Origin of the sequence: Archangium sp. (genome assembly GCF_036277355.1) — a bacterium.
Lineage (GTDB): Bacteria > Myxococcota > Myxococcia > Myxococcales > Myxococcaceae > Archangium.
Window position 1 is genome coordinate 1 of record NZ_DASUNC010000026.1, and the last position, 19,664, is coordinate 19,664.

Below are 19,664 nucleotides of genomic sequence, written 5' to 3' on the forward strand. Positions count from 1 at the left end.
AGCTCCTCGAGTGCGGAGAGCAGTTCCGCGACGAGCTTCCCGCGGACCGCCGGGTCATGCTCCTGGTCACGATCGCTCGCTCGGGCGACGTGAGCGCCGCCAAGGTGACCGCGCCCGACACCGTGTCGCCGGGCCTGGCCAGGTGCCTGGAGGGCCAGATGAAGCGCGTGGCCTTCCCGCGCAATACCAACCAACCCGAGCTCACCATCCAGCTCCCGTTGCGCTTCAACGAGCAGTAGCCGCGCGCCAGGCCTGCTCAGCCCGGGCCCATCGCAACGAATGTCACAATCATGTTTCGATCGACGAACGTGCTCCCACTTGGGTCGGTGACGTAGATCCGCAGCACGCTCGGGGAGGTGTACTCCTCGTACCAACCTGATCGTCCATCGGTGCTCCCGTGCGTAGAGCTGCTTCCTTGGCTTGTGACCACGGTCGGCTTCGCTGCGAACGGCTTGGTGAGGTGCACGTTGTAGAGCCCCGGGCCTGTGCGTACGACACTGGCAACTCCCTCCCCAACGAAACGGTCGATCGTCCCGTTCTCCCCCACCCAGATCTCCCCACGCATAATGCGGAGTTGTCCGTCACTCACTACCACCCCCGACCCACGATCGAGCACACTCACTGACCGATCTCGCATCCCTGTCACCTGTGTCGTGAACGCATCGTGCTCGTTCGGCCCGATCTGTGCGTCCTTGACGTAGGAAGTGAGGCGCACCGGCGCCGCGCAGAGGTCACAGGCACCGAACCGGTTCCCGGTCACGACTACACCCTTCGCGCTCCCCAAGTTGATGTGCGTCGTGGCCTCTGGATCCGGGCCGTCGAAGATCGAGCCCGTGATGCTCAGACCCCAGGGATAGGAGAGCCCTGTCTGCGGTACCGAGATCGACGTCTTGTTCGCCTCGAAGTACCCCTGGATCGTGATCCCACTGCCGGCGTTCACCTTCACGCCAGTGGTGAGTGACTCGAAGATGTTGCCGCTGATCACCGCGTGGTGTGTCGTGCCGAGATAGAGCCCATTTCCCTTCGAAGTTGCCGTGCCGTCGACACGGTTTCCTGTGATGAGCGAGCCGTGCGCGTTCGACAGAGAGGCCCCCCAGGTGTCGGCGAGCACACTCCCCAGCGTGTTCCCAATAACCCGGAGCGACCAGGAGAGCTCGGTCCGCAGTGCGCCAGCCCCTCCCTTCGCCTTCGAAGACGAAAAGTAGTTGTTCAGGAACTGCGTGTTCGGGGCAAAGCAGACGTCAACCAGCCATCCAGCAGTACGCGCGGCGGCGTGGTTGGAATGGCTGAATGAGAGATCGCGGATCACAATCCCATCAAGGTTGTTAAAGCAGTTGTGCGGCGTGTTCTGGGCATCGGTCCAGAAGCACGGGGGGGTTGCGCTTGCGCATGCGCCCCCCTCGCTGCTTGCGGGACCCCGCACAAGGAGCGCTGGTTTGCCCATGTCGTCTCGGTTCACGATGACCGACGCGAGACCCGAACCCTGAAGCGTGACGCCGCTGTTCTCGATCCTGATCGGCCCGAATACCTTGTAGACCCCAGGCGGGAAGAAGATGATTCCGCCAGTGTTCGGCAGCGAGTTGATCGCCGCCTGGATCGCGGCCGTGTCGTCAAGAATCTCATCACCGGCGGCACCAAAGTCCTTCACATTGCGGAATTCACCGAAGAGGTGGACCCACTGCCCACCCGAGCCAACAGGAAGGCCGTTGTCCATCCAGAGTCCCTTGGCCCCCGAGACAAGCCGCGCCAATCGGCCATTCTCAGTCGCGCCGCCTGCTGCGGGGAGCGTCCCATGGTTCTTGATGCGGATGTCGGATTCGGTGAGCGCCCACGATACACGCTTGGGCGGGAGATCCCCCTGATCGCCAACTTCGAGCTTACCCTCAGAAGCCGTGCATCCAACGAGCGCGGTCAGGAGCAACCCCCTCAAAACACTCTTCATACATTCCATCGGTAGCCTCTTCGTCAGCGAGCGAATCCCTGCATGGGTGATCAACCGTTAGCACGTGGATGAGGACAAGATTGAAAGCTTTTTTCAAAATCAAGGGTGGCGGGAGGGACTGGGCGTGATCAGATTGGCATGCGGAGGCCGCCATGGCCAAACCCCTCGTCCCTGACGACCTGTGTGGTGAGTCGACCGGGTGGTCCACAACGCCCACCGCATCAAGCTGCTGGGCGAGTCCATCCGCAAGCGGGATGGAAAGTTGACGACCGAGCCGAAGCCGGAGAAGTGAGAGCCACCAGCGTCGCTCCGCTCCGATGCTCAGAGCTCCGCCCGGAACTGGTGATAGGCTTCGCCCGGAACAAGTGATCGCAATGGCCGGAATAGGCACCTGAATCTCCGAACCTGGAGGAATGCCCTGATGCAACGAGACCTGATTCGCGTGCCGTCCTGCTTCCTGCTGTGCTGGCTGATGCTGACCGCCTGTGGCGTCTCCGAGACAGGGGTGTCCCCACCCGAGGAGCTCCTGGGGAGCCAGGAGTCCGCGCTGTGCTCCGGCACGAGCGTCACCAGTCTGACCCTCTCGGGTATCGACGCGTACTGCGGCGAGCTCGCGGGCAGTGGAACCTGGGCGGTGGCCTGGCCCGCCAACGCGGTGCGGCTGGAGTACTATCTCGACGGCGCGCTGAGTGCCTCCGAGGAGCGCAGGCCCGACACCGCCGGGACGTTCTCCGGTTCCTGGTACTACAGCAAGGCGGGGGTGAGCACCGGCTCGCACACCTTCCTGGTGAAGGCCATCCCCATGGTCATCGACAGCGCCGACAACCGCACCACCTGCTGGGACAGCCCCGGCAGGTCCATCTCGCGGACCCTCTCCACCAGCACCCCCCTTCCCTCCACCTCGCTCTCCTGCTCGCGCACCTCGTCCACCACCATCACCTGCACGGGCACCGGCAGCGGCGGTTCCGGCACCCTCTCCCCGATGTGGCGCACGCGCAACTTCGACTACAGCACGGCGCTGACAGCCTATAGCGCCTGGTCCCCGGGCACGTGGACGCAGAGCTTCCACTGCGAGCAGACCCTCTCCACCACCGCCGACAAGCTTTGGATCGAGCACAAGGTGAGTGACAGCTGCCCGACGGAGTCCACCGTCAAGTCCAGCGCCTACTTCCTCTGCGGCCCCGCCGACTGCCTCCTCCCGGCTTGTGGCTCCCTGGGGGTGAGTTGCACGGCGGGCTCCTCCAGGAAGTGCACCTTTCCGGGCACCTCGTGCAAGACCGAAATCTGCACATGCACGAGCACTGGCCTGTGGGACTGCGTCATCTGAGCACGGAGGGCCGCACGGCCGAGGGGAAGAACGAAGAGACGCTCAACGGCTTCTTGTTGGAACCACCAGGAGGCGACAGATGGGGACGGGGAAGAAGCCGGCAACCTACGAGGACATCGAGGCACTGCCGGCCGGTTGGGTGGGGGAGCTTCTGGAGGACGAGTTGGTGGCCTCCCCGAGGCCCGCCATGGGGCATGTCCATACCGCCTCGATCTTGCACATCGTGCTGGGAGCACCCTTCTGCATGGGGAGCGGAGGGCCCGGTGGGTGGTGGATCGTGTACGAGCCGGAGCTGCACTTCGGCCGGGATGTGCTCGTGCCGGACCTCGCGGGATGGCGCCGCGAGCGCCTGCCGGAGCCGCCATCTCCAGACGAGCCCTTCATGGCGCTCGCTCCGGACTGGAGATGCGAGGTGCTCTCGCCCTCGACGGCCCGCATCGACCGGACGCGCAAACTCCCCATCTACCACCGGGAGGGCGTGGCACACGCCTGGCTGGTGGAGCCGCGCACGCAGACGCTGGAGGTGTTCCGGCGCGAGCCCGTGGGCTGGCTCCTCACCGCGACGCATGGCAACGGGGAAGTCGTGCGCGCCGAGCCCTTCGACGCGGTGCCACTCGGGCTGGGCTCGCTCTGGTTGGAACGCGGTGAGGCTCAGGCCCGGCCATGAGTGGCTTCTGAATGTGGAGGCGGCGGGAATCGAAGCCGCGAAGCTCAGATTCAGGGTTGTCCTCCCCGCCTCCTATCCTCCAGGGCTGATTCTCCTTGGGGGGGCCAGCGCCATGTCAAAGAAGCACCCGAGTCCTGCGGTGGTTGTCGTCACGGGGAGCAAACGATGACGACTCGAGCCAGCCTCCATCTCCACGTCTTCGCACCAGCGCTCACCGGCGACGACGGGCGCCCGCTAGCGGCCGTTGAGGGGATGGAGCGGGCTGTCCCCGGATTGCGGTTGGCGTGGCGGCTATCGAAGGCGGGGCGGCCCATTGCTCTTCCGCAGCGCGCGGCGTGGCTGGCTGAGACGGCCGCGGCCGGCGAGTTCGGGTTGTTGTGCAATGGGGACGAGAGCTACCCGGTGACGGTGAGCGGGCGGCGAGAGAGCGCGATTGCGAGTCCAGGGGGCGAGCCGCTGCTGATTGTTCACGCGCAACTCCCGCAGGACGAGCCCGTGGTCGCTGCGGCAATGGACATGCTGGAGTACGTCGCGGAGGGCTTGCGTGCCCGGTGGGGAGTCATGGCGCCCGGCCCCATGAGGCAGGCCATCGCGGCGCAGACGGGCCCGAAGTCGGGGGGGCCGGAGCGACCTCCTCACGGGCTGCCGAATCTCGAGCTCCCATGGAACATCCGCTCGCCCAGGGTTCCCCGGTACCTTGGGTGGATCAACTACTGGTCAGCGGCCGCTGCGGAGTCCATCGGCTTTCCGGATCCCTCCCGCGATACCGAGCTGCTGGCGCGGGCCCGGCGGACGGAGTCGGGCGGGTGGGTGGTGAGCCTCACCGATGCGCCGCTCGACCTGGGTAAGCCCGCCCACCTCGAGGCGCTCAAATGGGCCTACGAGCGATTCCCGGAGATCGGTGGGCGTGCGGAGGCGTGAGGTTGGGACTGGCCTCGCGCTCGAAGTCGATGCCCTGGCAGCCGTTCTTCGCGGCGTACGTCGGGGAAACGCCATGGGCGCTGCGGTGGGCGTGCTGCTGTGGCTGGACCTGGACGCCCTGCTGCGGCGCCGCGCGGGCCCAGCGGGCTGATGTGGTCCTTTATCCCACTCATAATCCAGCCGGAGGAGGTAACAAACCCGGTGCTCCGCGTCTGGTGGGCAGGACCGTGCCATGTCCCCACCTGATGCTCCTCCTCCAGACCTGGAGTCCCTTCCTCCAACCCCTCGCGCCGACACGCCGCCTCTCCCTATGCTGGAGCCCGAGGCGCGGCGCCGGGAGGGGCGCCCACGAGCCATGAGCATTGCAAGCCGCAGGCATCTCCTGGGAGAGCTCGCCATGCAGCACCGCGGCTGGCTGATGAGCCAGGCGCTGAAGATGAGTAGGAACGAGACCGACGCGGAAGACCTGGTGCAAGAGACGCTCCTGCGCTTCGTCAAGACGTTCGAGGACCGCGAACCGCGGCCTGACCGGCGCACCTGCGTCTCCTGGCTCAGCACCACCCTCACCAACCTCTTCAACAGCCAGTGCCGCAAGCAGCAGGTCCGCAAGCAGCACGCCAGCGACCCGGTCTTGGCCGAGCGGGCCGGGCTGGCGCCGGAACACGGTGTGGCGTCCGAGTTCAACGTCTCTCCCGAGCAGTTCGCCCGGGCCGTCGCCAAGCTGAGCCCGGAGAAGCAGGCCACGTTCGAGCTGTATGGCCAGGGCAAGAAGTACCGGGAGATTGCCCGCGCGCTCGGCATCCAGGTGGGGACTGTCTCCAAGCGCCTGCATGACATCCGCGTGCAGCTGAGCAAGCTGCTGCGCTCCAACGACAAGGTGAACTGATGGCGCGCCCCTGTGACAGTGTCGAGTTGTTCGTCGACGGGGAGCTCCCGCCCGCCGAGGCCGAGGCCTTCCGTCAGCACCTGCCGGACTGCGCGCGGTGCCAGCGCGAAATCCCCAACCTGATTCAGTTCAGGTACCAGGCCAGCGAGCACGTCAGGCTCGTCGGCGAGCGCCCCTTCGTGTCCGCTCCGCTGCCCGCCCCGTGGAGGCGTCCCGCCGCCTGGGCCACCGCCGCGCTCCTGGGGATGCTGCTGGTGGTGCTGGCCGTCAGGCAGCGCCCCGGCCCCGCGCTGGGGACGGACGAGTTCCTGGCGCAGGGCCCCGAGCGCCGGATGGAACAGCGGTTCAGCCTTCGCGAGATGGACCAGCACCGGCCTCTCGCCGGCACCACCCTGTCCGGAAGGCAGCAGGCCTCCGCCAGCGGCGCGTCATACGAGGCGCTGGGCGCGCTGGAGCGAAGCCAGGACTTCCAGAAGCTGGCCATCACCGACGTCCTCCACAACGGCCGCGACGCGGCGAAGCGGGCCCTGGAGGCGCTGGACAAGCTGGCGCCCTCCCCCGAGCGGGAGTCTGACCGGGCCGCCATCCTGCTCGAGCAGGGGGAGTTCATCGCGGCCCTCCACGCCGCCGACGCGGCCCTGGCCGGGCGCCCGCGCATGCCCCAGGCCCTGTGGAACCGGGGCCTGGCGCTGCGGGAGCTGCAGCTGCCGGGAATGGCGGCCCAGGTCTTCACCGAGGTCGCCAGCCTGAGGGAGCCCGGCTGGGCGGACGAAGCCGCCGGGAAGGCGGTCGAGCTGCGCCGCGCGATACCGGACAGGAAGGATGCGGAGGCTCTGAAGGAGCTGGGCGTATCCCTGCTCGACGCGCCCGCCTCGTCCATTCCCAGCGACTTCCACCTGCGGCCGAGCGCCCGGCTCTACTTCTATGACGCCGTCCGCACGGCCCCCAGCCGCGAGCGCGTCAGCAGCCTGGAGCCCCTGGCCCGCAGGCTGGATGAACGGGCCGGAGGAAGGGTGCTCCAGGACTATGTGGAGCGGGTCGCCCGGGCGGACTTCAAGCGCCGGGGCCCGCTGGCCCAGGACTACAAGAAGCTGGTCCAAGGGCGGCTATCCCGGTCCCAGCAGGAACAGCTCCTCGCCCAGGTTCGCGCGTCCGGAGAGGACGACCTGCTGCTGGGCACGCTGGTCCTCATGGGCGCGGTCCCCGAGCATCTGGAGCTCTTCGAGGCGAAGGCCACGGCGAGCAGGGACCCCTGGTTCGTCCTGACGGCGGCCTGGTTCCGGGCGCAGAAGGACTGGGCCCAGGCGCAGCAGGAGAGCACCCCTGCGGGAGAGGAGCGGGCCGGGGAGCACGCCGCGCGTGCGATCCGGACGCTGCAGGAGGCGCTACCCCTGTGCCGCACGCCGGGCCTGGACTACCGCTGCATTCAGCTCCGCATCGACCTGTCCACGTACTCCACCCACCTGCACCGTCTGGAGGAAGCGCGGGCGCACGCGGAGGAAGGGCTGACGCTGGCGCGCCGGGGAGGCGAGTGGTTCCTGGAGCGGGCCCTGCTCCAGAACCTGGCGCAGGTGGCCCGCATGGTGAACGACGGCTCGCTGGCACGGGCCTACTACGGAGAGGTGCTGGCGCGGGACGCGGAGGACCCCGACCTTCAGCGCCGCCTGCACCAGCACCTCGCGGACGTGGCGTGGCACGATCTGCGCGTGGACGAGGCGCGGCGGGAGCTGAACGCGGCGCTGGCCACCGGCAGGGCCCTCTCCCCGAGCGGCGCCTTCACGCTCGCCGACCTCGCGCGGCTCAAGAGCGCGCCCGGAGACGAGGGCCACCTCCAGCGGGTGCTTGATGAGGCCTCCAAGACGAGCAAGCCCTGGGTGGCCCGTCACGCGCTGGGGCGCTTCGTCATCGAGCAGGACCCGGCGCGAGGGCGCGCGCTGCTGAGCGACCTCCTCCAGCAGGTGGAGGACCCCGCGAAGGAGGGCAACCCCACCGCGCGGCGGGTGCGCGCCTACAGCTTCACCTCGCTCCTCTTCGAGGCGGGCCAGCGCGGCGCCCATGCCGAGGCGCTGAAGCTGCTGGAGCGGGAGCGAGGCGCCCCGCTGCCCTCCGAGTGCCTGCTGGCCGCCACCGTGGACTCCGAGCGCACGCTCCTGCTCGCCCTGGACGCACGAGGCGCACTGACGGGGTATCACGACGCCTCCCGGCGCCAGCCCCTGAAGCAGCGAGTCGACGGGCTGGTGCCGGAGACGGTGCTGGCACCGCTGCGCGGCTGCCGTCAGGTGGAGGTGCTCGCACGGCCACCCCTCCATGGCCGCGCGGGCCTGCTGCCTTCGGAGTTCGCCTGGAGCTACCTGACGCGCGGCGGGGAGCGCCTGCCTCCGCCTCCGGGCCGCCCGCGCCACCTCGTGGTCTCCGAGGTGCAGCTGCCGAAGGACCGCGAGTTGGAGCGGCTCAACGCCTGGACGCCCGGGTTCGGCGTGGACGAGGAGCAGGTGTTGCTCTCGGGCGCCCAGGCGACACCGGCCCGCGTGCTCGCCGCCATGGAGGACGCCACCGAGGTGGACGTGGTGACGCACGGGGAAATCACGCCCCACTCCAGCGCCTCCTACCTTGTGCTGGCCCCCGATGTGAGCGGCCCGGAGCTGCGCGGCCCGCGGGTGCGCCAAGCCTCCTTGAAGCGGGCGCCCTTCGTGGTGCTGGCGGCGTGCAATGCGGCGCATACCACCTACGCGGTGCATGAGCCGCTCAGCCTTCCCGCCGATCTGCTCGCCGCGGGCGCTCGGGGTGTCCTGGCGTCAACGGAGAAGCTGCTCGACAAGGAGGTGAATGTCTTCTTCAACCGGGTGCGTGAGCACATGCGCTCCGGCCAGCCTCCCGCGGTGGCACTCCGTGACGAGCGGGAGGCATGGCGTCGGGAAGGACGCGCCCGGGGCTGGCTCGACACCATCCTGTTGTTTGAATGAAGTGAGGTAACAAAACGGTCCAAGGGCGTCCTTGAGCGCGAGTGGATTTTCAGCACCTGCGCCCGCAGGAAAGGGAGCCAGCCTTGGACAAGCCGAACCTGCCGTTCCACGATCTCGAGTTCTCCACGGAGGAACACTTCTGGACGGGAGGAGACGCGGCCACACGGCGCGTCTACCTCATGCCCGTCTCACCCCCCTCGGAGTTCGTGGCCTTCGGGGCGCTCGCCCCGTCGGAGCCTTGCTTCGTGGCCCGGGGCCGGGTGGAGCAGCACCTGGGTCCCTTCATCGAGCGCATGGCGCAGGACGGCGCGAAGGTGGAGTTGCATGAGTGGCCGCCGCTGCCGGGCTGGCTCCTCAAGGAGTACGCCTCCAACCCGCCGTGGGAAGGCCACGAGGTGGAGAACCCATCGGAAACCCCGGTGCGCGGCAGGGTGCGGCCCCGGGTGGATACCTATGAGCCGGTGCCGGGCACGCCGCTGTGGACGCAGGGCGAGGCGGCGCAGCGGAGCACCTTCATCACCCCGGTAAAGGACGCGTCGGAGTTCCTCGCGCTCGGAGTCCTCACGGGCACTGACACGGTGGTGTTCTCGATGAGGGGCACGGTGCAGGGGGCGCTCGGGGCGCTCATCGCGCAGGCGGTGGGTGAAGGGTCCCGCGTGGAGCTGCACGCCTGGCCTCCGCTGCCAAAGGATGTGCTTCACCGCTACCTCGAGCCCGTCCCCGGCACTCCCACGCGCTGAGCCCGCCATGACCTTCGAACTACTGCTGGCCCATGCCGACACGTGCCAGCCCGCGCTCCATCCGGGGCTCGACGAATCGGCGCTGCATTCCTCACCGCTCGCGCAGTCCGACCCCAAACCCAAACGCCTATGGGACGCGCTGGGAGACCTGGATGACCTGCGTGCGCAGCGTTGGGGTGTCGTGTACCCCAAGACGCCTGCGGGAGAGCGGCTCCTGGAACTCATCGAGCCGCTGCGGGAGCTGCGCCAGCGGGAGCAGGGGGGCGCCCCGGTGCATACCTATGCCGTCACGCCCGGAATGGATCGGGAGGAGGCGCACCGGTGGAAGGCACGGGTGCTGGGCAGCGAGCAGGTGGAGGAGCCGGACCGGCCTCGCTACCTACTGGTGCTGGGAGACTTGGAGGGGGTGTCGCTGGAGATGCAGCAGGTGCTGGCCACCGATGCGCTGGTGGGGCGGCTGGCGTTCGCCGATGAGGCGGGCTACCTCGCCTACGTCGCCAAGGTGCTGCGCTGGGCGGAAGCGCCCTCACCCGTGGACCGGGCCCGCCTGCTCTTCTACACCTCGCGCGACGGCACGAATGCGACAGAGCTGGGCTACCGGAAGCTGGTGGAGCCGTGCCTCGCCACGTGCACACGTCACCAGCGAACGGGTGCGCTCCAGGTCGAGCCCCCCCGGAGCCTGGCGGACGACGGTGCCGCGGAGGGGTCCACCATCGGCCGGTTCCTCGCCCATGCCGCCGGAGCGGAGCCGGCCGTGCTGCTCTCGGTCAGCCACGGCCTGGGCGTGCGCGAGGGAGGCTGGCTGTCGGCGGAAGACCAGCGCGCCTTGCAGGGAGCGCTCCTGCTGCCAGGCCATGAGCGGCTCACCGCAGCGGAGGTCGCGGCGCGGCCCTTCTTGCCAGGAGGCCTGTGGTTCTGCTTCGCCTGCTTCAGCGGAGGGACGCCCGCGCGGAGCGCCTATGCACCGTGGCTGGGGGACCTCGACCCTAACCAGGCCGAGCGCGTCGCGCGCCTCCTGCCCCGGCCCGGAGAGCGCCCGTTCATCGCCGCCCTTCCCCAAGCCGCGCTGGCCAATCCGGAGGGGCCCCTGGCGGTGGTGGGCCATGTGGACCTGGCGTGGACCGCGAGCTTCAACGACCAGGGGCGGAGCCGCCACGAGCGCTTCCTCGGCGTCATCAAGGCCCTGGCCAGCGGGAGGCGGGCCGGCACGGCGCTGTCGAGCATGCTCCGGTTCGCCAACGAGACGAGCGCCTCGCTGGCGTCGAGCTACCACCAGGAGCGGAGTGCACTCGCCGCCGGGCGGCAGTACAGGGCGTCCCCCGCCGAGAGGGCGCACCTGTGGATGCTGTACCACGACCTCGCCAGCCACGTGCTGCTGGGAGACCCGGCCGTCCGGCTCCCGCTGAAACACGGCGGCACGAGGTAACAAACTTCTCCGAGCGCGTCTGTCTCCCGCACCGGCCTCACGGCACCGGAAAACACACATGCCTCCCAACCAAGCCCCCCTGGAAATCACGCTGGAGCTCTCTGCAACGCAGTCGCCGGAGACGCTGTACCCCTTTCCGTGGAAGAAGCAGCGGTACCTGGTGCGCTGCACCCACGGGAGGAGCGCTCCCGTGGAGCTTCGCTGGCCCGCGCTCCGAAAGGAGCTGGAGGCGCTGCTGCGGGCAAAGCCCGGGTCACGCAACTTCAAGCGGCTGTCGGATGCCCTGCGAGGCTTCATCGAGCCCGCGGAATGGATTCGTGCGGAAGACAAGATTCGCTACGCGCTCAGCATCGGGCAGCCGGTCCACATCACCGTCTGCTCCAACAACGCCGACGACCTGTACTACCTGCCCTGGGAGCTGCTGCCCATGAGCCTCAATGGGCCGCCCCTGGTCGGGCTGGAGAACTGCCTCCTCCGGTATGAGTGCGGGGACAGGCCTGTCCGGGAGCCGGTTGCCTCGGCCCAGGGGCGCATCCTCTTCGCCTGGTCGGAAGCCGGTGGTGGAGTGCCCATGGACGGCCACCTGGATGAACTCCGCGCTGCTTGTGCCGCCGCTCAATTCCCTTTCATCGAAGAGGAGGACGTCCTTGAGCACGTGTCTCCGCGGAGCCTCGCGGAGAAGCTGTCGGAGACAGCTCGTCCCGTGACGGCGCTGCACCTGCTCTGTCACGGGTCCAAGGTGGACGATGGCGCCTATGGGCTCGTCTTCGACCCGTCCGAAGAGGGCGGTGAGCCAGAGCGCCTGGACCAGTGGCAGCTGGCCAACCTGCTCTTCTCATCCCGCCACGGCAGCCCCCTGCGGCTCGTCACCTTGTGCGCCTGCCAGGGCGGGGACTCCGGCATGCCCGCGCATCCCCTGGGAAGCATTGCCCGGATGTTCCATGTCCAGGGAGTCCCGGCGGTCATTGCCTCGCGGATGCCGCTGACCTGCGCGGGCTCCACCACGCTGACGCGGGCGCTCTACCAGAGCCTGCTCGTCCAACGGGAGGACCTGTGTACGGCCCTCTCGAGTGCGCGAAAGCAGCTGCAGCGGGAGCACTCCAGCTCGAGCGACTGGCTCTCCCTGCAGTTCTACGCGCCCGCCGACAGCCCGGCCGCGCTCACGCCCTTCAGCGCTCCGCCCGCGCGTCCCACCGCCCCGGCGGCCCGAGGTGACCTGGTCCTCATCTGTCACGAGTCGCTCAAGCAGACCCACGTGACGCCGACGGAAGCGGACGCACCGGAGCTCTTCGCCCACCGCCACGTCCGGCCGAAGCTCCTCATCGATCAACACCAGGCCATCGGCGAGCGCCGATGGGAGAACCTGGAGCCGGAGGTGGCTCGGCTCGCGGCAATGAACGGGGTGCTCCGGACCGCCTTCGCCGAGCGCGACACCGAGATTCTCTACTACGGGTTTCCCTACGTCCCGCTGGCCATGCTCGCGGGCTACCTCGCCGACGCGCGCCCGGTCCACGTGCTCGAGCACGACCGGACGCGACAGCGCTTCACCTGGCAGACGGACGCGGTGGCGGCCCACCCGTCGCTGGAAGTGGTGGCCCGGCACGGCGAGACAGGGTCCGCGGCCCGGGTGAGGGTGTCCATCTCCAACGAGGTCAGGCCCGAGGACTGCGCGCAGGTCCTCCCGGACTCCGACATCCGGCTGGACCTGCACTTCCAGATGAGCGCACCCGAGCGCGGCATCGTGCGGAGGGAGGCGCAGCTGCTGGAGTACGCCCAGGCCATTCGCCAGGCCATCGACCGGAACATCGGTGGCAAGCCCGAGTTCACCAGCATTCATGTCTTCGCCGCCGTGCCCGTGAGCATCGCGTTCCACCTGGGCCGGGCCCTGGCCTACACCGGGCTGCCGGAGTGCTTTGCCTACAACTACAACGCCGACGACGTGCCCCGGTACAAGTGGCGCCTGAGCCTCAAGGCAGCCGCCCGGGAGCAGCCGTCCATCACTGTCTTCTCTTCACCTTCTCAAGGGGGCAATACCAATCATGGCTGATATCCAGACATACATCGAGCAGTTCGACGACAAGATTCGCCTCAAGCGCTTGAAGGAGAACAAGGAGCTCATCGAGAAGCGCGACATCATCTTGAACAAGCTCCGTGAGCGCTTCGAGCTGATGCGCGAGGGCGATGACGACGAAGAGGGCATGGACATCCCCTTCTTCGCGTTCATCAACCAGGGCAGCTACGAGATGGGCACGGGTATCCACCCGGCCGAGGGGCAGGACTACGACATCGACGTGGGGCTGACGTTCAACGCCGCCAAGGAGGACTACCCCAACCCCGTCACGCTCAAGTCCCTGGTGGCCGACGCCCTGAAGGACCACACGGACCTCGGCACCGAGGTCCGGCGCTCCTGCGTCACCATCAAGTACAAGCGCGACGGCGAGCAGGCCTTCCACGTCGACCTCGCCGTCTACACCTACGACGACCCCAAGAGCGCCACGAAGCGCCTCTACATCGCCAAGGGCAAGGTGGGCTCGGGCGAGAAGGAGCGGTACTGGGAGGAGTCGGACCCGGAGGGCCTCGCGCTCTGGGTGGAGCAGCACTTCAAGGACCGGGATCAGGAGCAGTTCCTGCGGGTGATTCGTGCGCTGAAGCGGTGGAAGACGGAGAAGTTCAAGACGGATGGCCAGAACGCGCCATCGGGCATCGGGCTCACGGTGGCCGCGGGCCAGTGGTTCCAGCCGCACATCATCACCAGTGACGCTTTTGCCGCGAGGAGGAAGCCCGACGACCTGACAGCGATGCGGGGCTTCGTCGCGAAGCTGGTGAATGCGTTCCATCACGTAGGATCGAAGCAAGACGGGACGCCGCTCTACCGGCTGGAGGTGAAGGTGCCCGTCGCGCCCTGGAAGGACATCTTCGTGAAGATGACGGACGGACAGATGACGACGTTCCGCGAACGGCTCATCCAGCTCCGGGACCAGCTCGACAAGGTGATGCAGGAGCCGGACCCCGTCGACGCCTGCAAGCTGATGCGGGACCAGTTCGGCCCGGAGTTCCCCGTCCCCGACAAGTCGAGCACGGGGAAGAAGGCCTCGCCGGCCATCGCCACCGCCGCCACCTCGGCCTGACCGCATGCCCTCCCCCCTCACCACCCAGCAGGAAATGCACATCCGGGTGCTCCAGCAGCTTGCCCACAGCGGGCTGCTGGAGGACTGCGGCCCGCCGATATTGCTCCCCGGAAAGCAGCCAGGCACCCGCGACGAGGTGACGTGCTCGGGGCGGATGACCGTGGAGGGGCAGACCTTCTGGCTCCGCGTCCGTCTGCCTTGGGAGTTTCCCCTGTGCCTTCCCATCGTCTCGGTGGAGCGCAAGGAATCCGAGACCGTCCTGCCGCACTTCATCAATGACGATGAGGTGTGCTTCGCGTCGGACGTGGGCCTGCTCGACAGGCGTCGGCCCGAGGCCATCCTGCATGAGTCGCTCGAGCGGGTCCGCACCCTGCTCCGCGACATGCTCCGGGGGGACCGAGGGGGGGAGTTCCTCCGGGAGATCTCGGCCTATTGGTCCGCCATCTCAAGAGGACGTTGTATCGACTGCACCGTCACCGCGGACAACCGCCCGCGCTTCATCTCGGCCCTGTATCGGGGAACGGAATTGCAAGCGGTGGCGGACGCCGCCGACACCTATGCACGCTCATTGCCAGACAGGAAGGCCGAAGGCCTGACCGCGAAGAAGGCCCTCTATCTGCCGCTGGCCCCTGGTGACGACAACCCGTCCTTCCTGCCGGAAGAGCTCACGACGCCCGAGGGCCTCCGCAAGTACGCACGGCGAATGCCCGACGGGCTCCAGGATGCCCTGGCCAGGCTGCTCCATCGCTTCGACGTGAGCGAGCACCTGGTGGTACTGGGCCTCAAGAGGCCGCAGGGAGAGCGGGCCGTGGTCGGCGTCCACCTCAAGCGGCTGGAGCACGGCCACCCCCTGCTGCGAGACCGTACCGGTGCGCAGGTCGAGCCCATCGCACTGATGCGGAGGGACCCGGACTACCTGATCCCCAGGGGTGGCGCGGAGCGCGGGCTCCGGGAGCGCCGTGTGCTCATCGCGGGCTGTGGCTCCGTCGGAGGCTACATCGCGCTCGCCCTCGCGCGAGCGGGTGTCGGGGGACTCACGCTCGTGGATCCGGACCGCTTCCAGCCGGAGAATACCTTCCGGCACGTGTGTGGGATGCGCTGGCTTTTCGAGCCCAAGGTCACCGGACTCAAGGAGGAAATCGAGAGCGGCATCCCCTTTGTCTCCGTTCAGTCGATGGACGGCCGGCTCGAAAAGCTCCTCCAGGACGAGCCGGACACGGTCCGTGACCACGACCTGGTGATTGCCGCGCTGGGCCAGCCCACCCTCGAGCTCCATCTGAACGAGTGGGCCTGGTCGAACGCCGAGCACCCACCCGCTCTCTTCACCTGGCTGGAGCCCTACGGCCTGGGCGGACATGCCCTGCTGACCCACGTGCGAGGCCAGGACGCAATGAACCGCGGCTGTCTGGAATGCATCTACGACCGCGACCTGGGAAACCGTGCGGCCTTCGCCGACCCGGGAGGCACGTACACGCGGGACGTGCTCGGCTGTGGAAGCCGGTTCATGCCCTTCGCGGACCTCGACGCCCAACGCACCGCCGAGCTGGCCACGCGGCTGGCGCTGCGAGCGCTCCGGCGAGAAGCCCACGAAGCGCCGCTGCTGTCCTGGAAGGGAGATGCCCGCCAGTTCCAACAGGGAGGGTTCACTGTCACGCCGCGCTATGAGCAGGAGCAGGGCAAGCTGGAAGCCACCTGGCTCGACTATAGGCGCGACGACTGCCCCATCTGCGCGCCTGGACCCACCCCATGAGTGGGCGCCTGTTCCGCCGCGCGGGCGGTGCCGTGGTGAAGCTTGACGCGGCTGCGCTCACGGACCTGCTCCGCTTCAGGCAGTCAGAGTTCCAGCACGCGGAGGCCGGCGGCGTGCTGCTGGGCCGCCGCATCCTGGGCAGCGCGGACGTGGTCATCGACGAGGTGACCCCCCCCCTGGATGGAGACCGCCGGACCCGCACCACCTTCCACCGAACCCAAGCACGGCACCAGCAGGTCATCGACGCGCGCTGGAGCGAGTCCGGAGGAACGTGTCAGTACCTCGGCGAATGGCACACGCACCCGGAGCCCATTCCGGTTCCATCCCTCATCGATGTGCTGGACTGGTGCCGCCGCCTGGATGAGGACCGCTTCGACGGCGAGTCCCTCTTCTTCCTCATAATCGGCATCGACGAGGTCCGCGCCTGGGAGGGCTTCCGCCAGCCGCGGGTCATCGTCCCGCTGGACCCGTTGCCCGCGGAGCCCCCCGGAGGCATCACACCTGCGTCTTGAGCACATCCTTCAGGCCCTCCAAGGCATCGCGGCGCTCCGGCACGGGGAGGCCGCTGGTCTTCGCTGGAAGCACTACGACCCAACCACTCCGGTGTTGACCCCGGCCGACCAGCCGTGGGCCCGCGCGTGGAGTTCGACGGGATGCTGACGGACCACCACTCCTACAAACGGCTGGTGAAGGACATGGAGGCGCTCGGCCTGCGGCACCGGCAGGGCCATGACCTGCGCCGGACCATGATTTCCCTGGCCCGCACGGATGGCGCCCGGAAGGACATCCTCGAACTCTGCACCCACACGCCGCGTAAGAGCGGCAACACCATCGATCTCTACACCACGTTCCCGGGGGAGGCCCTCTGCGCCGAGGTGGCGAAGCTCCAGGTGCGGCGCCACGAGCGCAGCCAGTTCGCCCGGCTGCCCCTGGTGGCTTCAAGGGGAAAAGAAAACCCCGGCACGCCTGATGGCGCCCGGAGCTTTGCCACATCCCTTGCTACAGTCTCCCGGAAAGCTGAGTCCTTTCCGGGAGATACAGAGTGGAGGCGGCGGGAATCGTACCCGAGAAGCTCAGAACGTGTACTTCACCCGCGGTCACTCCTGGGATTGCCGCAGGTCCTTCTGGGAAGAGAGGGCGTACTCGTCCGCGCTGAAGGAGAAGGTCAGCAGCTCATGGAATGACTCGATCTCCTCCTCGCTCTTACCTTCCCTCTGGCGGGTCCCCTTCGACGTGACGACGACATCCGGAAGCAGGTGCTCGGGTTGCGGAACGAGCTCCCAATCGGAGGCATAATCATATGCGTAGCAAATGCCATCGCCCGAGCCCTCTTTGCCCTCCTCCCCCGGACACTCGACTCCGAAATACGTCTCCGCGATGCTCGGAAGGGTGCCCACCACATCGATGCTCTCCTGTCCCCCCCGGTCGGAGAGCAGGACGAGATCGGTGAAGAAACGGCGACTGTTGCCGTCGCTCACCTCCAGGATGGCGATGACCCCTCTTTCGCCAATCCCCCGCACGAAGATGCCTTGGGCCGCGTCAAGCCGGTGGGGCAGCACGATGATGGCCCGGTTGGCCCGCTCCAGCCTCCATCCGTCTTCCGTCTTGGAGAAGATGCCGCCGCCGATGAGCGTCGTTTCGTAACCGGAAGGTGTCTCCGTGAGGAACAGCATCTTCTCCTGCTCGCCCTCGCGGTAGGCGTCCCACTTCAAGGGATGAGCCTTCGGACGTGAGACCCAGAGGTCCTCGAGCCGGAGGAGCCGCCGCCGCTCGGCACCTGAAAGAGACCACCCGGAGGAACCATCCGCCGCGTCGACGCCCCCATACAGCGCGGCCATGGCCTTCTCGGGAGAGAACTCCCCGCTGAAGGCAGGCCCCACGCCCGCCGCCCGCCCTCCGCACGGCTCGCGGACATCCGGATATTTGTCACTGCGGTGGGTGTAGAACGCCTTCGACAGGGACGCGGGAGCCTCGTCCACTCGCGGAATCTCGAGCACCTGGGGCGCGGAGTCCTCCGCGTTCCGCGAGAGCGTCAGCTTCGTGCCGCGCTCCGTCTTCGTGACAGCGGAGACCCAGCGCTCGTCGGGAAAGAGAGCCTCGGGCGCGTCGGCCACGGCGAGCCAGCGCCCATGGAGATCCGGCAGGAGCCTCAGCAGGTAGGGCCGCCCGTTGCATCCGTTGATCCGCACAGCGTACGCCCCCTCGTCCGAGCGCTTCAGCAGTTCCCACTCCGATGGGAGCCTGGCCATGAGCGACTGAGCGGACGCGTCCAGGACGAACTGTCCGAGGCGCGGGCTCGAGGCGTCGTCCTCCGGCTCGGCGCTGCGGAAGAGTGCCTGCTCCAGCATGGGCGCCGACTCGAAACGGGTCCGCTCCAGAACCTCCTCGGTCAACGACTGGTGCTTCTTGTCGTATGTGAACTGGCCCCGGTAGACGGCGATCTGCTCGGAGTCACCCACGACGAACACGAACATCCGCTCCTTCGTCACGACCCGGTGCTTCACGCCCCGGACGAGGCCCGCGCTCTCGAGAATGCAGTCGTCGACGCTATTGCGGACGCAAGGGAACTCGAGCTTCGGGCCCTTCAGCGGTTTCTTCGCCCCGGCGAGCAGCTCGAAGTTGTGCTCGAAGAAGAGGTCGCTCCATTGCTTGCGCCGGAAGAAATCCCCGGGTACGAGCATCGCCGCCCGCAGGGCGCTCTGCTCGCGCTGAGCGAGCGTGCGCTGGGGGTCCCGGGCCTCCGCGTCGAACGTGTCCACGGAGGGCTTCTCCGCACCCAGGAGGGAAGCCGAGGCATAGCCCTCCTTGTCTCCACAGCGCACCTTGCGCCACTCGCCCTGGGTGGACCCCAGCGGGACACACTCGGTGCCGATCCCCACCTTCGTCAGACTCTCCGCCTCCGGGGAGGGCGCCTTGCGCAGGTGAATGGTGGAGCCAAGAACGTAGACCCGAGGCGCTGTGTCATGCCGCGCCCCGGCGTCACCGGAGTTGGACGCATCCCGGCAGGAGAGCAAGGCCAGTGCCGCGAACGACGGGAGCAAGCACCGGAGGCGAAGGGTCGAGACGCTTGGAGGAAAGGGCATGAACGGCGCGAGACTGGCACGGAGCGCTGGGGCGTGTCCATGCAAGGCATTGCGATCCGTACCTCCTTTCAGGAGTGGGTTCGACTCGAGGCGGCGGGATTCGAACCCGCGAAGCTCAGAACGTGTAGAAGTGGTCCATCGGCGTCGCGTACTCGATGCCGATGCCCAGGCCCGCGTTCGGCGCACGATGATAGAAGCGACCAAAAGAGGGCTTGGGACTCCATGGGTCAGTCGAAAATCGAGGTCCGGCGCATGTCCATGCGGCGCTCACCGGTAGCTGTTGTCGCACTGGTTCTCGTGGGTTTCCTCGTCAGCTCGCTGGTCGGCTGCAAGCACGACGATGTGAAGTGCTCGCGGCAGGACGTTCAGGACTCCGGCACAACAGTTGTGTCCGGGCAGAGCGGACAAGTCCCTGAGTCCCCGTTCTGCCAGCGGACGCCGCAGGTCCGCGATGCCATCACGCGGGCCGCCTGTCCGAAGTGCTCCTGCGAGTCGATCACGCCAGACCATCTGAAGCTGGTCCGCGAGCTGTCGCTGGCCGGGACTGGGCTGACCACGCTGCGGCCTGGGGATTTGTCTGGCCTCACCTCGCTGGAGAAGCTCGAGCTCACGGGGACTCGCATCAAGGTCCTCCCCGAGAGTCTGCCCGCCGAACTCAGAGCCCTCAAGCGCTTGCGGCTGGAGCTCTCTCTGAGCCTGCCCCGGTTTTGTGGACACACCTCATAAGTCGGCTACACGGGAGGTAGTGTTCATGGAGCGAAGGAAGAGGCGGAGTTTCACCCCGGAGTACAGGGCCGATGCGGTCCGACTGGTGCGCGAGGGCAGCAAGAG

16 protein-coding genes are annotated in these 19,664 nt (G+C 67.8%); 14 read left to right on the forward strand and 2 right to left on the reverse strand.

Annotated features, from left to right (window positions below; translation table 11 throughout):
• The coding region (locus tag VFZ09_RS07305; RefSeq protein ID WP_329726763.1) for a hypothetical protein at positions 1 to 239 on the forward strand (239 nt) is incomplete at its 5' end.
• A gap of 17 nt (positions 240 to 256) precedes the next feature.
• Here VFZ09_RS07305 and VFZ09_RS07310 read toward each other — a convergent pair.
• On the reverse strand, positions 257 to 1,942 hold the full coding sequence (locus tag VFZ09_RS07310) for a glycosyl hydrolase family 28-related protein (RefSeq protein ID WP_329726764.1): 1,686 nt from the start codon (positions 1,940 to 1,942) through the stop codon (positions 257 to 259).
• Positions 1,943 to 2,363: 421 nt separating this feature from the next.
• Here VFZ09_RS07310 and VFZ09_RS07320 point away from each other — a divergent pair, with 421 nt between their 5' ends.
• The 12 genes from VFZ09_RS07320 (at position 2,364) to VFZ09_RS07375 (ending at position 16,934) form a co-directional block, all read left to right on the forward strand.
• Complete coding sequence (locus VFZ09_RS07320; protein ID WP_329726765.1) at positions 2,364 to 3,269, forward strand: hypothetical protein; 906 nt, start codon at positions 2,364 to 2,366, stop codon at positions 3,267 to 3,269.
• Positions 3,270 to 3,348: 79 nt separating this feature from the next.
• A complete protein-coding gene (locus tag VFZ09_RS07325) occupies positions 3,349 to 3,936 on the forward strand; it encodes a Uma2 family endonuclease (protein ID WP_329726766.1) in 588 nt (195 codons plus the stop codon).
• A 165-nt stretch (positions 3,937 to 4,101) separates the two neighbouring features.
• Entirely contained in the window at positions 4,102 to 4,857 is a 756-nt protein-coding gene (locus VFZ09_RS07330; RefSeq protein ID WP_329726767.1) for a DUF5953 family protein, read from the forward strand.
• A gap of 355 nt (positions 4,858 to 5,212) precedes the next feature.
• Positions 5,213 to 5,743 (forward strand): RNA polymerase sigma factor, encoded by a 531-nt coding sequence (locus VFZ09_RS07335; RefSeq protein ID WP_329726768.1) that lies wholly within the window; start codon positions 5,213 to 5,215, stop codon positions 5,741 to 5,743.
• Positions 5,743 to 8,706, forward strand: coding sequence for a CHAT domain-containing protein (locus VFZ09_RS07340; RefSeq protein WP_329726769.1), 2,964 nt, complete (start codon positions 5,743 to 5,745; stop codon positions 8,704 to 8,706). Before VFZ09_RS07335 ends, VFZ09_RS07340 begins: the two co-directional genes overlap by 1 nt.
• An 83-nt stretch (positions 8,707 to 8,789) precedes the next feature.
• The gene (locus tag VFZ09_RS07345; protein WP_329726770.1) at positions 8,790 to 9,446 is read left to right on the forward strand and encodes a hypothetical protein; all 657 of its coding nucleotides are present in this window, start codon (positions 8,790 to 8,792) and stop codon (positions 9,444 to 9,446) included.
• 7 nt (positions 9,447 to 9,453) lie between these two features.
• A complete protein-coding gene (locus tag VFZ09_RS07350; RefSeq protein ID WP_329726771.1) occupies positions 9,454 to 10,872 on the forward strand; it encodes a hypothetical protein in 1,419 nt (472 codons plus the stop codon).
• Positions 10,873 to 10,930: 58 nt separating this feature from the next.
• Complete coding sequence (locus VFZ09_RS07355) at positions 10,931 to 12,919, forward strand: SAVED domain-containing protein (RefSeq protein WP_329726772.1); 1,989 nt, start codon at positions 10,931 to 10,933, stop codon at positions 12,917 to 12,919.
• Positions 12,912 to 14,000 carry a cyclic GMP-AMP synthase DncV-like nucleotidyltransferase gene (locus tag VFZ09_RS07360; protein ID WP_329726773.1) on the forward strand — a complete coding sequence of 363 codons (1,089 nt, stop codon included), beginning with the start codon at positions 12,912 to 12,914 and terminating at the stop codon, positions 13,998 to 14,000. Before VFZ09_RS07355 ends, VFZ09_RS07360 begins: the two co-directional genes overlap by 8 nt.
• Positions 14,001 to 14,004: 4 nt before the next feature.
• Positions 14,005 to 15,750, forward strand: coding sequence for a ThiF family adenylyltransferase (locus VFZ09_RS07365; RefSeq protein ID WP_329726774.1), 1,746 nt, complete (start codon positions 14,005 to 14,007; stop codon positions 15,748 to 15,750).
• Positions 15,747 to 16,262 carry a Mov34/MPN/PAD-1 family protein gene (locus VFZ09_RS07370; protein WP_329726775.1) on the forward strand — a complete coding sequence of 172 codons (516 nt, stop codon included), beginning with the start codon at positions 15,747 to 15,749 and terminating at the stop codon, positions 16,260 to 16,262. The genes VFZ09_RS07365 and VFZ09_RS07370 overlap by 4 nt, the downstream gene beginning before the upstream one ends.
• Positions 16,263 to 16,403: 141 nt before the next feature.
• Positions 16,404 to 16,934 (forward strand): hypothetical protein, encoded by a 531-nt coding sequence (locus tag VFZ09_RS07375; protein ID WP_329726776.1) that lies wholly within the window; start codon positions 16,404 to 16,406, stop codon positions 16,932 to 16,934.
• On the opposite strand, the gene VFZ09_RS07380 is transcribed toward VFZ09_RS07375, so the two are convergent.
• On the reverse strand, positions 16,848 to 18,629 hold the full coding sequence (locus tag VFZ09_RS07380; RefSeq protein WP_329726777.1) for a hypothetical protein: 1,782 nt from the start codon (positions 18,627 to 18,629) through the stop codon (positions 16,848 to 16,850). The genes VFZ09_RS07375 and VFZ09_RS07380 overlap by 87 nt on opposite strands.
• Positions 18,630 to 19,055: 426 nt before the next feature.
• On the opposite strand from VFZ09_RS07380, the gene VFZ09_RS07385 reads away from it, so the two are divergent.
• On the forward strand, positions 19,056 to 19,559 hold the full coding sequence (locus VFZ09_RS07385) for a leucine-rich repeat domain-containing protein (protein WP_329726778.1): 504 nt from the start codon (positions 19,056 to 19,058) through the stop codon (positions 19,557 to 19,559).
• Positions 19,560 to 19,664 lie beyond the last annotated feature (105 nt).